General features: G+C 36.4%; 1 protein-coding gene. It reads left to right on the top strand.

What is annotated here, in order from left to right:
* Window positions 1–216 precede the first annotated feature (216 nt).
* A complete protein-coding gene (locus AC1DUA_RS39915) occupies window positions 217–531 on the top strand; it encodes a hypothetical protein (protein ID WP_477504916.1) in 315 nt (104 codons plus the stop codon).
* The last annotated feature ends 101 nt before the right edge of the window (window positions 532–632 follow it).

Genomic DNA, 632 nt, shown 5'->3' with positions numbered 1-632 from the left:
GGTGTATGGAATACATACGTAAGTTATAAAAAACCTTTATTGTTAAAATTGAAATTGTTCCCTTATAAGGAAGTGTTATCTAATGTCTATTAGAGATGATAAATTTACTCGTGGGTGGATTTCGGGTTGTTGTGGAGGTATTTTAGGGGCAATTTTTAGTTTGCTGTTTAAATACATCGGCATTTCTAAATTGAGTCTACCGGACTGGTCACGATTTTGATTTTTGGACGCAAACCTCCATTTAGGTTAATAGATCAATTATATGCGCTGTTTGTCCTTGCGTTATCAACTGGTGTTATTGGGAGCATTTTTGCTTTTATTCTTCCAATTATTGGTAGTAAAAACATGTATTTTAAGGGACTAATCATTTTTATAATACCATGGTGGGGCATCTTTTTGTTGACAGCGCTCGCTAAAACGGAAGGAACTTTGGATCTTAGCGTATCAACCTCTCTGTGGAACGGTGTTGGTATCTCGATTATGGCGTTTTCAGCGATTTTTGTTTATAAATTACTTGCAAAAAAGCTGTGACAAAATGAGGCATAAATAATGCCTCCTATTCCGCTCCCTCGGTATAATCTGATTTCCTCACGCAAGCTCGTCTATTCGCAGGATTTCATCCTTTAGATTTT

The organism is Paenibacillus sp. 01T422, from assembly GCF_056398785.1.
This window is presented reverse-complemented; position numbering and strand designations above follow the sequence as displayed.